We start from the raw sequence: 15,081 nt of genomic DNA, 5'->3' as shown, positions 1-15,081 counted from the left end.
CGCCCTGGCCGGATGGATCGCCCTGCGGGGCCTGGGCCGGCCCGTCCCAGCGGCCGCGGCTCCCCCCACACCCCCCACGGATAGCGAGGGGGAGCTGTGGGAAGGCTTCCTGCTGCTGCCCCCCGGCACCCCCATTCCTCGATGGGTCCAGCACACGCCAGCGCCGATCCTGTGCCAGACCGCAGACCCCCAGGCGGAGGCTGAACTGCGCGGCGATACCCACCCAATGGAGCCCCTGGAGGCCTGGCCCCCCCGCCTGAATTTCCCCCTCTATCTCTATTGGCCCACGCCGCCTCCCCCGGGCCTGGAGTTCCAGGGGGCCTGGGCTACGGTGTTCCGGAAATCCGGTGCCATCTTTTCGGTCTCGCTGGCTTTCGGGGAGCCGGGCGGCGAACCCAGGGTGCGTCTGGTGGCGCAGCCGTTTTATCCCCGTCCGTATCCGGTGTGGCCGGTCTATCGACCGGAGCGGCCGGAGGAGCCCATCTTTCCGGAGAAGGTGTCCTTCACCCCCCGGCCAGGGCTGCGGCTCCCCAGCGCCCAGGGACACCTGGTGCTCTGGATTCAACAAAATGTCCTATACCTTCTTACTTATCGGCGAGCATGATTCCAAACTAGAATCTATCATTAAACTGTCAAAATCATTGAATGTTATTAATCCATGAAATGGAGGGGGCCATGCCTACTGTATATGTCTATGCACCGTTTACTGGACGAATCACGGGTCTTGATAATTACTGTAATGGAAGCCCTCACTATCCATGTCGAAACGCCCAACCTTATCAGGTATCACCCGTCGATATTGCGACATCTTTATCGTTTCGATTATTCGACACCCTGCCATGCACAAAGGGCCCCATAGGAGGAGAAGATACGGCGATGCGCAGGATGTGGAATATGCTTCTCGGGCTCATTGGGATCGGTATATGGGGGATCGCTGCCTGTGAATACCGCGCTATCCCCCCGGTCGTGCCTTCTCCTTCCCTACCGGCCCAGGGAGGAGTCCGGACCCCCGAGCTGGGAAAGAGCCCCCTGCCTCCTCCTTCCCCGACCCGGGAGGCCCTCACGGTATTTCCGGGGTTCGGCCTGGAACAGGTGATCGGAAAGGGCATCCTGCGGGAGATCGCCTGGAGCTCCAGGGGATCCCCGCTGATCGTGGGGACTACCGTTAGCCTGGAGGGCATCGCCCCCCAGACCGGAGCCGTGATATGGCGACAGACCCTCCCGGCCCGGCTGAAGGCCCTGGCCATTTCTCCGGATGGCCACTGGCTGGCCGCCCTGGTGGGAGGAGATCTGTGGCTGTGGGCCCACCTGGAAGAAAACCCCCAGCGAATCCGGGTCCTCCCCAGGACAATCGATCCCGGCTTCGAATCCCCCACCCTGGCCTTCTCACCGGACGGCCGCCAGCTGGCCTGGATTCCCTCGAAATCTGAAGTGCGCCGGATCCGCCTCCCCGAAGGTGAAGAGCTCGAGCCGATCCCCTCATATGAGGCCGGATGGCTCGCCTTCGCTCCGGATGGGAAGACACTGATCCTGGTAGGTCCCACCCGGGGAGAATGGCGGCGGATCCAGGACGGCTCCCTGATTCACCAGACGGAATGGCCTCTCCCGCCCGGAGAGATTGCCCGGACCTTCGCCCTTTCCCCGGACGGCGCGTGGCTCGCGGTTGGGATCGCCAAGGAGGTATATCTCTATTCCGGGGGCGAGGGATCGCTTGGGCGGCAGCTTTCCATCAGCGGTCGAGGAGCCATCCGCCATCTGATCTTCTCGCCGGACAGCCGGTGGCTGGCCGTGGGCACCGACGGGGGAACCGTGCAGGTCTGGGAGCAGGTTGGGATGCGTTTCCACCTCCGATGGCAAAGTGAGGTGTCCGAAAGCGCTATCGTCGGGCTAACCTTCGATCCGGAGGGCTTGCGGCTGGCCATCGCTTCCTCGGGGGGCACTGTGGAGATCCGACGCCTCCCAGAAGGGACACAGGAGGGTCGCTGGGAGGGATATCTGGAGCCAGTGCTGGACCTGGCCTTTGGGAAGGATCAGCTGTGGATCGCCACCTACAGCCAGCGACCCATCGATACCCCTCAGCGGATTGTATCCCTCTGGAGGGTCACCGGCCATGGGGTCCAACGCGTGCAGCGCCTGAATCTATCTGCGGAGCCTATGGCCGCTCTGTCCCTCTCTCCCGATGGCCGCTGGGCGCTGGCCCCCGATCCCCACCCAACGGGAGCGGCTGGATGGGGGATCTGGCGGACGGCGGATGGAACGCGCACGCTCTGGATCCCCGGGGGAGGAGGTGGGGCTGCCTTCTCGCCAGATGGGAAGATCCTCGCCCTGAGCGATTCGGAGGGCGGCTTCCGGCTGATCCGCCGCACCGATGGACAGATCATCCGTCATCTGGGATGGCTTTCCGAACCCCCCCTGTTTTGGTGACTTTCTCACCGGATGGAACCTGGGTGGCTGCCTCCGATGGCCGGGAGATTGGGATCTGGCAGGTCTCCACGGGAGCCAGGCGGCCGCCCGTGAGGTCGACGACCGGGATGGCCATTGAAGCCCTCGCGCTGTCAGACGGGGGTGAATGGCTGGCGGTGGCGGAGCGCGGGCTTCCTGGCACCTGGATCGCTTTATATGCAACCGCCACCGGACAGCCGGTTGCCCGCTGGCCAGCGGGCTCCGAGGCGGTGCTTCGCCTGACTTTCGGGCCGGGGAACACCTGGCTGGCCTCCGGCACCGGGGATGGAGGGATACGGATCTGGCGGGTGCCGGATGGAGCGCTCCTTCAGTCTCTGAACGGACACACAGATGCCATCGTGGCCCTGAAGCTTTCACCGGATGGACAGACCCTGGCTTCCGGCTCCATCGATGGAACCGTGCGCTTATGGTCCCTGCGTTGAATTCGCCAGAGATACTTGTCTGTAATGCAGAGGCCCGAGAACCAGCTCCGGCGGAACCGGGTGAAGCGGTGCCCCGCCCCTGGGCACCTTGCACCCTGTGGATCCGGGGGTTCCATCTGTCTTTGCCCCTCCTTAGGGGAACCCCAGCCCGCGCCGGCGGGACAGAATCGAAATCGATTCTCAAAGGAAAGGGAGGATCGCCGGAAGGTTTGCCCCTTCCACCGGCCCCATCCCCCGCTGGCTCCAACCTATCCGGGCCACCGGCCCCTGTCCCCCCACGATCGGGACAGACCGATCCCTCATCGATGGGGACCATGAGAACAACACAATGGGATAAGCTTCAAATAGAGACTGATCTCCCGCAGGAGGCGAGCAATGCGGATCCAGGAGATACTTGAACGAATCGTTCTGGCTGTTCTCTTGAGTGCGTCCACCGGAAATGTGGACGGAGATTGTCTATGCACAAACAGAGCCCCCCTCTGCTGAAGCCACGCCCCAATCCGAATCCAATACGACAACCGTACTGGATCCTCAACTGGGCCCATCATTTCCCGGCATGGTTCCCGGAGCAAGTGGATATAAGGTGTTCGAACCGGGAGCAATCCGGCGAACGCCGATTCGGGCGCTTAAGGCGTCCGAAGCAGCCCCACTCTCGATCGACCCCATGGCCCTTTATCGTAGTGGATATACGGACGCCTGGATTCACTGGGAACCCGCGGGATTCGGGCATTATGGCTCACATACAAGCGATTCCGATCTCTTCGAGCAGCAAATTTGGGTGGATGGCTTCCTCCGACCGCTCTCCCAGCCGTCCAGCTGGTGGTCGCAGTGCTAGGATCATCGTTCAGGGCATCGCGCCACCTGCACCACGTATTTCTGGTATCCGGTTGTTTGTCGCAACATCTACGCCGAATCTTTCCATACAGATGGTTACGCCGATGACGATTTCAAAACCAGCGACACGGCGACTGGATGCGGCTTTTAGCGTCTTTTTCCATCAGCCCGGCGACTGGTAAGAAAGCCCGGATTCTGCATAAGAGGATCCGAGATGAAGATGCGCTTGAAGCAGCAAGTGGCTATCCTGGTGGGAAGCGTCATATTTATAAGCCTCGGATGTCGCCATCCGCCAACGGATCGGCCGCTTCCTCCGGGTGAGATCCCGGGTATGATTGTCCACGAAACGCAGCGGCCGATTGTGGATTGGGGGATCCCGACTCGTGGAGCAGGTTTGGGGTTCGTCTGGCCGGAGCATCGGCATCTGCCCCCGCTTCAAAGGCCGCAGACCGAGGAGATCTTTACTATCCCCTGGTCAGCCCTTCGCCCCGTATCTGATCCTCCATGCGGGGCAACCCATCACCGTGCTGGTAACCGCCATCCTGGCCTTTGAGCTCAATGGGAAATATGGGGTGCTTCATCTGATTCCCTTGCTGCCGGGAGGAGATGTGGAGCTGCCCATGCATATCGATGTTCCCGGGGAAGGATTGCATGATCTGATCGTCATCGCCTTCCTGGATCCCCTGGATTTCTCCACCGATCCGGTCGAGCGCCTTTCTATGGATGCGAGGCTGGTCGGCCGGCGAGCTCGAATCCGTGTGGGCTCGAGCAACCGCCCCGCACGGGAGATGCGCCCCATCCTCCACGGGGCCCCCGTCCCTCGAGAAGTGACCCTTAGCCTCGGCGTCGCGCTCGTTCGCCCCCCTCGATGGCCCTGGGATCATCCCTCTCGACCTGGAGGACAACGGACTGTGGTCGATGGAAAAACGGGCAAGCCGCTGCCGATCGCCATCTGGGCATCTAACCTGAAAGGAGAGAAGGGGGCGGACTACGCCATGCTCCTTTTCTTCAATTTCCGGCAAATTCCCTTCCGGGGCCTCCAGGCGTGGACGATCCATCTGGATCCGGATACCGAAGCGATCCTGACCGGGGAGGTCATCCTTCCCTCCACCCCTGGGATCTACCAGATGCGGGTCGTTTATGGGTTCGATCCCTACCGTTCGATCCGGGAACGGGAAGTTCGTGCCCCCTTCGTATTCGGCTCGCAGCGGATCGCGATCCGAGCGCAGGATCCGTGAACCGGCAATCCCCCCTGGTTGTGTCTTTCGCAACGTTCCCCCTCGCGGCTTCGCCCCGATCTGCCCGGATGCCCCCCAACCCCAGGGCGAGTTGGCGGGTATATCTATATGGAGACAAAACGCGCTGAGGATTCCCCGCGGCCTGGCGCCCACAGGCCGTCGCTCAACGGCTTGACCCTCCGACCTCCAGGCCGGGGGTCCACTGGCCAGCGGCTGTCTCGCCCATTCCCCTGTGGAAATCCACAGGGTGGGGACCGGGAATTTCCACAGTGACAAGGTCCTCCAAGGCGGCTATCCTGAAAGCGAGGGGCGAAGCGGGCAGGCTCCCCTCTGGATCTGTGAGAATGGATCGCACGGCATCCATGGGAGATGCAGAGATGATCGGTCTGGTGGATCCGGATCCCCTCCATCAGATGGCGTGGCGGTCGTGGTTCGCCGCCTGGGGCTTCCCCCTCGCCTGGATCGCCTCTACCGCCGCCGATGCCCGGCGCGCCCTGCACGGCCATCCCGTCGCTTTCCTGCTGATCCGCTTCGACCTCCCCGACGAGAGCGGCGCCCGCCTCCTCCATTCGATCCGGCCTGCCCTTCCGGACCTCCGCGCTCTCCTTCTCGTCCACACCGCTCACCCTGCCGTTGAAGCCCTGGCATACCGCGCCGGGGCGCTCGGCTGCCTGGGCTGGGAATCGTCCTGCGATCCGCTGTTCCCCGCCCTTTCCCACGCCCTGGAGGGCCGCCCCCTCTGGACGCTGGAGACTGTCTACCGTGTTGAAGACTGGTGGCGCACATGGGGAGCTCCCTGGGCCGCTCTCAGCCCACGTCAGCGCCAGATCGCCTGGGCGGCCGCCCACGGGTTGAGCGACAAGGAAATCGCTCGCTGGCTAAGATGCTCCAAGGAAACCGTGCGCACCCACCTGAGCCGGGCCCTTGAGCGCTTGGGGCGAGCCGACCGGGTGGATCTGGCCCGCTGGCTGGTCCGGGGCGGTCTGCGGGACCCGCGCTGCGCCGCCCTGCTGGATCTGGAGCCAATGCCCGATGAGCGCACCCTCCTGGAAGCCATCGAGCCGGACTGGATTGAATCACCCGCCATCCCCAGCCCACCCGCAGGATGAACTCCTGGTCGACCTATACCGATTTCCGCTTTCGATCGATCATCCAGCCGATTGGCAGATCACACCACGTGACGATGGTGCGGATCGCTATGGTGGAGTGGTGATCTTCAGCCCAATGCACGGAACCACTCATCCAATCCAGGTAGTTGTTGGATTATATACGGTAGAACGAGATCCAAATCAGAACATGTCAGATTGGACAACCATGTATCAACAAATAAGCAGCCCGTTTTCTGAACATGAGATTCAAATCATTGAAAAAAGCAGTTTAATTGTTTCTAATAAACCAGCGATTACAGTTTATGGCCTCTCTCCAATGACTTCCTTTCGATTTGTAAATATTCCGCATGGGCGAACTGTTTGGTTCATCTGGACAAACGGATACGAATCTTTAGGCGAGATATATTGGCGCATGATTCGCTCGTTCAAACTATCCGAGCGCACTCCCTATACTTTGGCAGAGGCATTCGGGTCATCGTTTCATCCCTTATCGCGGCCTTCCAAAGAGACCTCAAGGTCTATCAATATCACTGGAGTCATTCCGGCACCAGCAGGCTGGCGTGTACCCACCTCTGCTGGTCCAACCTATACGGTAAATTGTGGCTCCCCCTATCATACAGGCCCAGCTGCTTATGCAACCGACATCTCGATGAGCGTGGGCACCGGGGTATACGCTGCTCAGCGTGGCTGGGTGGACTTTGCCGGATGGGATAATACAGGATATGGAAATTTGATTAAAATTAGCACAGATTTTATCTACTCTCGCGTTTACACATCATATTATGCTCATCTTCAGAGCTTTGTTGTGAGCCCTGGACAGGAAGTCGCAATTTCTCAGCTGATCGCCTATTCTGGGAATACAGGGAATTCGACAGGACCACACCTGCATTTCCACACCCAAAGCGGTTCAGATGCGGTTGACTTGCGAGATCTGTACGTGTTCAATGAGAATAGTCTATATCCAAATGGCGTTGGGGTTTGTGGTTATATGTATCGATGATGAATGATCCCAAATATTCCAACCAGGTACATGAACACTCCGGGCCATGATGAATGACCTAAAACCCGAGAGGAGGGAGAAGATGGTGTGTTTCATGCTGGTCTCCCGACGATGGATGGCGTGGCTTCTGTTCGCCCTCGCCGGATGGGCAGCCGCCTGCGCCGCGACAACCCCTTCCAGCCCGGTGGCGACGCCTTCCAGGACCTCTACCCCGGGCCCGGCCTCCCTCATACCTGGTCCAACCGGATCCCCTTCCGTATCCCCATGCGTTCCCCCTTCAGCGGAGCCCCCCCGCGAATCCCGTTTCCCACCCCTCGATGGCACCGGGATGATCGCTTACTCGAACGACGGGCTCTGGCTTGTCCATCCGGATACTGGACAGAACGTCAGGCTCCATGCCGGGCTGGACGGCGCCTTCGCCTGGGCTCCGGACGGCCGCCGGATCGCGTTCCTGTCTTATTTGCGGCTTTCGCCATGTGCGTTCGCTTTCCTGATGCTGGCTGACCTGGAGGCAGGCCTCGTCCGCCCCCTGCTGGATCGCCCCGGCCTGTATAGCCGACCGGCCTGGTCTCCCGATGGTCAGCATCTGGCCTACACGGACGCCGACGGCGACCTTTATGTGTTGCGTCCAGGCGATGGCTCGCCCCGGACGCTGCGGAAGGACGCGTATGTGGCCCGGGCCATCGACCTGCATGGCCGGCCCGTGGATCGATTCCCCACCCCGCCGAAGTGGATCGATGGGCAACGCATCGCTTATCTCAAACAGGGCCCATCGGGGAACGTGGGGGGGATCGAGGTGGTGTCCATCGATCGCGTGGAGGCCCGAATGCGGGTGGATGGCACGATCTGGCCCTACGACGGCTTCGCCCCCACCCCCGATGGCAAACAGCTGATTTATGCCCATGGGGAGGAAGGACCTCTTGTGATGGTAGATCTCGTGGCGGGGGAACGAACGATCATCATGGAACACGCATCTTCGCCGGTGCGGATCCCCTACGAGGATTTGCAATGGTCTCCTGATGGCCTGCGTCTGATCGGCAAGACCGGCATGGCAGGCATCGTGCTGGTGGAACGGGACGGGACGGCCTACCGGATCTCCGAGCTGGGCGCCCTGGGAGTTCCGGGCGAGGCTCAGAGCTGGGCGCCCGATGGTCGCCGCTTCATCCTGATCCAGAGCGAAGGGCCTTCCCTCGAGCGGCTGATCATCTATGACCTGACCACCCGTCAGCGATATCCCCTGGCTGTGACAACGCGCCCTCCTTATGGCGCAGCCTGGAATCCGAAGGGAACATCCCGATAGTCCCAGAGCGTCCGGGCCTGCCGCGCGGGGGTAGCGTTCTTCTTGCATCGGACGGATGCCCTCAAGACGGCGCGAGGCGCGGCCGGAAGGCCCTGAAACGGTCCTTGCCCCTTGCGCTTCTTCCCGTTATAATCTCAAGTGAGATGGGCGGTTAGCTCAGGTGGTGAGAGCGCCGTGTTGACAACGCGGAGGTCAGAGGTTCGAGTCCTCTACCGCCCATCCGCCGGGCGCCCGCCCCTTCGGGGGCGGGCCTTTGCCTTCTCCGAGGCGGGGAGGCTCAGACAGCCCCCCGCTCGACCAACCCGACGAAGGGGACACGTCCTTCCGAATCCCGTCACGCCAGAGCGCGGGCCCCGCCGGCTGAGAGGGCCCGTCGTGGCGGCCGGGAGGATACCACCCCGGAGGGGCCGCTCCGATCCGGCACGGCCGGGGTAGGGGCGGACGGCATGCCCCCGTTAACGGGCGAAGAGGGCGACCGCGCGGGGCGCGGTCGAAATGGGGTGGAACCGCGGGAGGCCCGCGCCTCCCGTCCCGATGGGACGGGAGGCGCGTTTTTTTCCGACCGGATCGCTATGGCCTTCCCTGGACCGGGCGCAGCCCGGGATTTCCGGCCCTTCCAGGCCCTTTGAGGAGGCTCCAGATGCCGCAGAAGAAGATCGTGCCCTATCAGGATACATGGCTTTATCGCATCCGCCATTCGTGCGCCCATATCATGGCCCAGGCGGTCCTGGAGATGTTCCCCGAGGGCAAGCTGGGGATCGGGCCGCCCATCGAGGACGGCTTCTACTATGACTTCGACCTGCCCCGCCCGCTGACGCCGGAGGACCTGGAGCGGATCGAGGCGCGGATGCGGGAGATCATCGCCGGGAACCATCCTTTCATCCGCCGCGAGGTGACCCCGGAGGAGGCCCGCGCGCTTTTCAAAGATCAGCCCTACAAGCTGGAGCTCATCGAGGACATCCTCCAGCGCGGCACCGACGAATACGGCAACCCGCTCCCGCCCGGCCAGCGCCCGGTCCTCACCACCTACCGGCACGACACGTTTGAAGACCTGTGCCGCGGCCCCCACGTGGAACACACCGGCCAGATCCACCCGGGGGCCTTCAAGCTGCTCCACGTGGCCGGGGCCTACTGGCGCGGCGATGAGCGCCGTCCGATGCTCCAGCGCATCTACGGGACCGCCTGGGAGACGCCGGAGCAGCTGGAGCAGTATCTCTGGCGGCTGGAGGAAGCCAAAAAACGCGACCACCGGCGCCTGGGCCGGGAGCTGGATCTCTTCTCCTTCCACGAGATCGCACCGGGCGCCCCCTTCTGGCACCCGAAGGGGATGGTGATCTTCCGCGAGCTGGAGCGCCTCTGGCGGGAGGAACACGATCGCCGGGGCTACCAGGAGATCTCCACGCCTATCCTGGTCCACCGGAAGCTATGGGAACAGTCCGGCCATTGGGAGCACTACAAGGAGAACATGTTCCTGCTGGAGGTGGAGGGGCAGGAGTTCTCCCTCAAGCCGATGAACTGCCCGGAGTCCACGATCATCTATCGCTCCCGTTTGCGCTCCTATCGGGATCTCCCGCTGCGGCTGAACGAGATCGGGCGGCTGCACCGCTTTGAGCGCTCGGGGACCCTCCACGGGATGCTGCGGGTGCGGCAGATCACCATGGACGACGCCCACATCTACTGCCGGCCCGATCAGATCCTGGAGGAGATCGACGGCGTCCTGGACCTGATCTACAGTTTCTACCGCATCTTCGATTTCCAGCCGGAGTTCTTCCTGAGCACGAAGCCCCCCAAGGCGATGGGAGACCCGAAGCTGTGGGAGATCGCCGAGGAGGCCCTGCGCCAGGCCCTGGAGCGCCGGGGCATCGAATACGGCCTGAAGGAAGGCGAGGGCGCCTTCTACGGGCCCAAGATCGACGTCCAGGTGAAGGACGCCATCGGCCGGGACTGGCAGCTGGCCACCGTGCAGCTGGATTTCCAGATGCCCGAGCGATTCGGGCTGGAGTATATGGATCGGGACGGCGCGCCCAAGCGCCCGGTGATGATCCACCGGGCCATCTTCGGCTCCTTCGAGCGCTTCATCGGCATCCTGACGGAACACTACGCCGGTGCCTTCCCGGTCTGGCTGGCCCCCGTCCAGGCGGTGGTCATCCCCATCACCGACCGCCACGTCTCCTACGCCCATGAGATCGGAGTCAGGCTCCGGGAAGCCGGCCTGCGGGTGGAGGTGGACGATCGCAGCGAGCGGATGCAGGCCAAGATCCGGGACGCCCAGCTGCAAAAAGTCCCTTATATGCTGATCGTGGGAGATCGGGAGCAGGCCGCGGGCACCGTGGCTGTGCGCCTGCGGACCGGCGAGGATCTGGGGGCGATGAGCCTGGAGGCGTTCCTGAACCGTGCCCTGGAGGCCATTCGCGCTCGCCGCGGCCTGTGAGGTTCCCGCGCCAGCCTCTTCCCGGGAGAGCAGGGGGCGGTGGGAATCGCCTCCGGCGACCCGCCCGCCCCCCTTCCGCCATATGCATGCAGAGGCCTTCCGCATCCTTCGCTATGGAGCCCGGGATGCGCACCCGCGAAGATCTTGAGGCCTTGGAAGATCAGATCCTGGCCCCCTACGGCCAGCGCAGCCGGCTCAGCCGGGGCCGACAGCATCCGGAGCCCGAGCACGCTTACCGCACGGCCTTCCAGCGGGATCGGGATCGCATCCTTCACACCACCGCCTTCCGCCGGCTGAAGCACAAAACCCAGGTCTTCATCGTCACCGAGGGCGACTACTACCGCACCCGCCTCACCCATACCCTGGAGGTGGCGCAGATCGGGCGGACCATCGCCCGGGCCCTGGGGGTCAACGAGGATCTGGTGGAGGCCATCTGTCTAGCCCACGACCTGGGCCATCCGCCTTTCGGCCACGCGGGGGAGCAGACCCTGGACCGTCTGATGCGGAATCACGGCGGGTTCGAACACAACGCCCAATCCTTCCGGATCGTGACCCATCTGGAACGCCGGTACCCCGAGTTCCGTGGCCTCAACCTGACGTATGAGGTCCTGGAGGGGCTGGTGAAGCATGAGACGGAATATGATCATCCCCTGATCCGGGACTTCGAGCCCCACCGCCGCCCGACCCTGGAGGGCCAGATCGCCAACCTGGCCGATGAGCTGGCCTACACCGCCCACGATCTGGACGACGGCCTGCGCGCCGGCCTGATCCGCCCGGAGGATCTCGATGGCCTTGCGCTCTGGGAGGAGCTCCAGCGCGCCATCGGCTGGGATGGGAAGGGGTTCAACGACCTGATCCGTTACCGGCTGGTGCGCCGGCTCATCGGGATGATGGTGACGGACGTGATCGCCGCCACCGATCGGCGCCTGCAGGAGCTCCGGCCCCGTTCCCCCGATGAGATCCGGGATCATCCCCTTCCCCTGGCCGGGTTCTCGGAGGCCATGGCCGGGAAGGTCCAGGAGCTGAAGGCGTTCCTTTACCGACGCCTCTACCGCCACCCTTATGTCGTGCGCATGCAGGCCAAGGCGGAACGCATCCTCGAGGCGCTCTTCCGGGCCTACATCGAGGAGCCCGAACAGCTCCCCTACTGGGTTCAGGATCGCATCCGGGAGGAAGGAGATCTCCATCGGGTGGTCTGCGATTACATCGCCGGGATGACCGATCGATTCGCCCTCGAAGAATACCGCCGCCTATATGAGGTCACCGATGTGTTATAGCCGGAAACATACGGTCCTCGCCCTCCTCGGATCCCTCCTTCTGGCCGCCGCGCCGCCGGATCCCCGGTTCGGCGTGGTGGAATCCCCGGAAGCCCCTGAACGCGCCGCCGAGCTGGGCGTCGCCTGGACGCGGGTGCGCTTCGCCTGGCATGAGATCCAGCCGAACGGCCCGGAGGACTGGAACCCGCCGTGGCCAGCGGAACGGCTGGAGGCGGAGCATCGGGCCGGTCGGGAGATCGTCGCCCTCGTGCTGGGGACCCCTGGATGGGCCCGCGCCGACCCGCGGATCCCGGGGGTCCCGAGAGGCCTCTACGAAGAAGAAAGCCGGCCGGAGAACCGGTGGGCTGCCTTCCTGCGCCGCCTGGCCACCACCTACCCATATATCCGAACCTGGATCATCTGGAATGAACCGGACATCTGGGATCCCTCCTACCCGGGCTACACATGGGGCGGAACGGAAGCGGATCTGGTCCGCCTGCTGCGGGTATCCTATCGCACGCTGAAAGGATTGAATCGGGAGAACCGGGTGCTCCTTGGGGCCTTCACCTACTGGTGGGATGCAGTCTATGGACGCCGGCCCTACTTTGAGCGCTTCTTGGAGGCCCTGGACCGCGATCCGGAGGCGCCTCGCTACAACCGCTATTTTGACGGCCTCTGCGTCAACCTCTATTTCAACCCGGACAGCCTCTACGACCTGATCCGCTGGCACCATGAGCGGATGCAGGCCCACGGTTTCGACAAGCCCATCTGGCTGACGGAAACCAACGCCGCGCCTTCCGAGGATCCGTCCTGGCCGGTTCCCCACGCCATGTTCCGGGTCGCCCTGGAAGAGCAGGCGGCGTTCATCGGGCAGGCCGTGGCCATGGCCCTCGCGGCCGGGACCGAGCGGTTCGCGATCTACAAGTTGATCGACAACCCCACCGACCACTTCGCCAACCCGGAGCCCTTCGGCCTTGTGCGGGAGGACGGCTCGCTGCGCCCCGCGTTCCACGCGTATCGAGTGGCCATCCATGTCTTGGCCGATGCCATCCATGCCCGCCTGATCCGCCGGGATTCCGTGACCGTGGTGGAAGTTCAGAAGCTGAACGGAAGGGTCTGGATCGCCTGGTCCCGCTTCCCCCGGCCTCAATCGATCGCTCTGGAACGGCAGGGGAGGTTGCGGGGCGCCATGGATGGGATGGGGAATCCCGTCCCGGTGGAAAGCGCCGGATCTCGGTATCGCGTGGAACTTCCCGGGGCCTTGTGCCGGCAACGGATCGGCTCAGCCTGCATGATCGGCGGGATGCCGGTTTACATCGTGGAATCCGCATTGCGTCCGGTTCGGGAGCCGAAATAGCGAGCGCGGCTTTCCATGAGAGGATCCCGAGAGGAGAGAGACCCCTGGAGGGAACACATGGTGGAATTCCGGCTCTATGGGAAATCGGTATAACATGAGCAGAGCAGGGCGGTGAAACCCACCCCTCCCCCAAGGAGGATCCGTGAGCCTATCGGAATCCGCGATCCCCCCCGGGGCGATCCGGCGTCTTCTGGAACGATTGCCGGACCTCTCGGAAGACGAGCGGGCGCTGCTGCTGGCGCTGACCCAGCTGGATCAGGAGATCGGCCGCCCCCTTTCGCCCGAGGAACAGCAGCTCCTGCAACGCCTAGCCGCCTCCCTCGAAGGCTACGATCCCGAGGAGATCCGCGCCGCGATCCGGCGCCTCGTTCAGAGCCGCCCCCAGCGCCCCGCGGAGTCGTGGCCCGGCGATCTGCGCCGTCGCCTGCGCCGCCGCCTGGAAGGTCAATGAGGTAGGGGCGACCCGTTGGGTCGTCCCTACCGGCGCGGGGCGCCCGATGGGAGAATCAGGATTCGGCTTCCGGAGCCTCTATGGCTTCTTCTGGCTCCGCCGCCTCCGGGGCGGCGATCAGGCGCTCTTTCAGGCGGGCCGCCTTGCCGAAGCGCTCACGCAGGTAATACAACCGGGCCCGGCGAACCCGGGAATGCCGCACCACCTCGATCCGATCGATCCGGGGGGAGTAAAGGGGGAACGTGCGCTCCACCCCGATCCCGTGGGCGGCGATCCGCCGCACCGTGAAGGTGCGCCCGGTGCCGCTGCCCCGGATGCGGATCACCGTCCCCTGGAACACCTGCACCCGCTCCTTATCTCCCTCTCGAATCCGAACATGCACCCGCACCACATCCCCCGGGCGGAGCTCCGGCACCGAACGGCCGGCGACCCATTCCCGCTCCAGCTGCTGAAGGATTAAATCGCTCATCCCGCTTCCCTCGCCAGGAGAGTTTCCCACCCGCCCATGGCCTTGATTCTCTTTTCAGACAGATCATAGACGCAGGGATGAATTATAAAGAGCGCTGGGGATCCTGACAACATGGCTTTGCCGGGTTACCGGGCTTTTCCTTCGAGCTGGGGCGCTTCCGACGCTCCGACCGGCCTCAGGAACCCCTGTTCTCCTCCCGGGAAGAAAGAGGACGGGATCGGCCCCCGAAGGCAACAGGCTCCACCCCCCCCAGGGAATTCGCGCCTTCCTATCCCTTCAGGTAGAATCGCTAAGGTTGTGCCTGGGGAGGTTCCAGAACGGCACGGGTTCCCCCGGATGGCCCCCTTCGGATCATCGGCATCATCTTCGGGGCGAGGGCTCTCTTCCCCTCAGGGAGATCCCATGGGTTGGGGGCGTCGGAGGCAGCTCCCCAACCCCCGAGGATTCTCCCCTTCCGGCATCCCTCGGGCCATAGAGAGGGGAAATGGGAACCCGGCCGTGCGAACCCTCCCGGCCCGCCCGGGGCGGGCTCGAACGGCGCCAGCTTGATCTCAGGGAGGTCCGGTAGATGACAATGGAGAACGTGATCCCGGTGGGCATCGAGGAACAGCTCAAGACCGCCTATCTCGATTACGCCATGAGCGTGATTGTGGCGCGGGCGCTGCCGGATGTGCGGGATGGGCTGAAGCCGGTGCAGCGCCGGATTCTGTATGTGATGCATGAGATGGGTCTGCATCCGAACGCCCCTTAC

General features: G+C 63.6%; 13 protein-coding genes and 1 tRNA gene. 13 read left to right on the top strand and 1 reads right to left on the bottom strand.

Annotation, left to right across the window (positions count from 1 at the left end):
* From VAE54_RS07115 to VAE54_RS07060, 12 genes are all read left to right on the top strand, one after another.
* Positions 1-604, top strand: a 604-nt coding sequence (locus VAE54_RS07115; RefSeq protein WP_322801253.1) for a hypothetical protein, incomplete at its 5' end; no start/stop codon positions are given.
* Positions 605-876: 272 nt separating this feature from the next.
* Positions 877-2,424, top strand: a complete 1,548-nt coding sequence (locus tag VAE54_RS07110; protein WP_322801252.1) for a WD40 repeat domain-containing protein — start codon at positions 877-879, stop codon at positions 2,422-2,424.
* An 89-nt stretch (positions 2,425-2,513) separates the two neighbouring features.
* Positions 2,514-2,885, top strand: coding sequence for a hypothetical protein (locus tag VAE54_RS07105; RefSeq protein ID WP_322801251.1), 372 nt, complete (start codon positions 2,514-2,516; stop codon positions 2,883-2,885).
* Positions 2,886-4,291: 1,406 nt separating this feature from the next.
* Entirely contained in the window at positions 4,292-4,957 is a 666-nt protein-coding gene (locus VAE54_RS07100; protein ID WP_322801250.1) for a hypothetical protein, read from the top strand.
* 377 nt (positions 4,958-5,334) lie between these two features.
* Positions 5,335-6,066 (top strand): response regulator transcription factor, encoded by a 732-nt coding sequence (locus VAE54_RS07095; RefSeq protein WP_322801249.1) that lies wholly within the window; start codon positions 5,335-5,337, stop codon positions 6,064-6,066.
* On the top strand, positions 5,990-7,066 hold the full coding sequence (locus tag VAE54_RS07090) for a M23 family metallopeptidase (protein ID WP_322801248.1): 1,077 nt from the start codon (positions 5,990-5,992) through the stop codon (positions 7,064-7,066). The genes VAE54_RS07095 and VAE54_RS07090 overlap by 77 nt, the downstream gene beginning before the upstream one ends.
* An 82-nt stretch (positions 7,067-7,148) precedes the next feature.
* A complete protein-coding gene (locus tag VAE54_RS07085) occupies positions 7,149-8,366 on the top strand; it encodes a hypothetical protein (protein ID WP_322801247.1) in 1,218 nt (405 codons plus the stop codon).
* Between the two features lie 145 nt (positions 8,367-8,511).
* Positions 8,512-8,585, top strand: a tRNA-Val gene (locus tag VAE54_RS07080).
* Between the two features lie 421 nt (positions 8,586-9,006).
* A complete protein-coding gene (gene thrS / locus VAE54_RS07075; RefSeq protein ID WP_322801246.1) occupies positions 9,007-10,797 on the top strand; it encodes a threonine--tRNA ligase in 1,791 nt (596 codons plus the stop codon).
* Positions 10,798-10,922: 125 nt separating this feature from the next.
* Entirely contained in the window at positions 10,923-12,074 is a 1,152-nt protein-coding gene (locus VAE54_RS07070) for a deoxyguanosinetriphosphate triphosphohydrolase (RefSeq protein WP_322801245.1), read from the top strand.
* Entirely contained in the window at positions 12,064-13,410 is a 1,347-nt protein-coding gene (locus VAE54_RS07065; protein ID WP_322801244.1) for a hypothetical protein, read from the top strand. Before VAE54_RS07070 ends, VAE54_RS07065 begins: the two co-directional genes overlap by 11 nt.
* A 142-nt stretch (positions 13,411-13,552) precedes the next feature.
* Positions 13,553-13,861, top strand: a complete 309-nt coding sequence (locus VAE54_RS07060) for an HrpJ domain-containing protein (RefSeq protein WP_322801243.1) — start codon at positions 13,553-13,555, stop codon at positions 13,859-13,861.
* Positions 13,862-13,916: 55 nt separating this feature from the next.
* On the opposite strand, the gene rplS is transcribed toward VAE54_RS07060, so the two are convergent.
* On the bottom strand, positions 13,917-14,330 hold the full coding sequence (rplS, locus tag VAE54_RS07055; protein WP_322801242.1) for a 50S ribosomal protein L19: 414 nt from the start codon (positions 14,328-14,330) through the stop codon (positions 13,917-13,919).
* 568 nt (positions 14,331-14,898) lie between these two features.
* On the opposite strand from rplS, the gene VAE54_RS07050 reads away from it, so the two are divergent.
* The coding region (locus tag VAE54_RS07050; protein WP_322801241.1) for a DNA gyrase subunit A at positions 14,899-15,081 on the top strand (183 nt) is incomplete at its 3' end.

Source organism: Thermoflexus sp. (genome assembly GCF_034432235.1).
Lineage (GTDB): Bacteria > Chloroflexota > Anaerolineae > Thermoflexales > Thermoflexaceae > Thermoflexus.
Note: the sequence above shows the minus strand (reverse complement) of the source record. Positions and strands in the feature narration are given on the sequence as shown.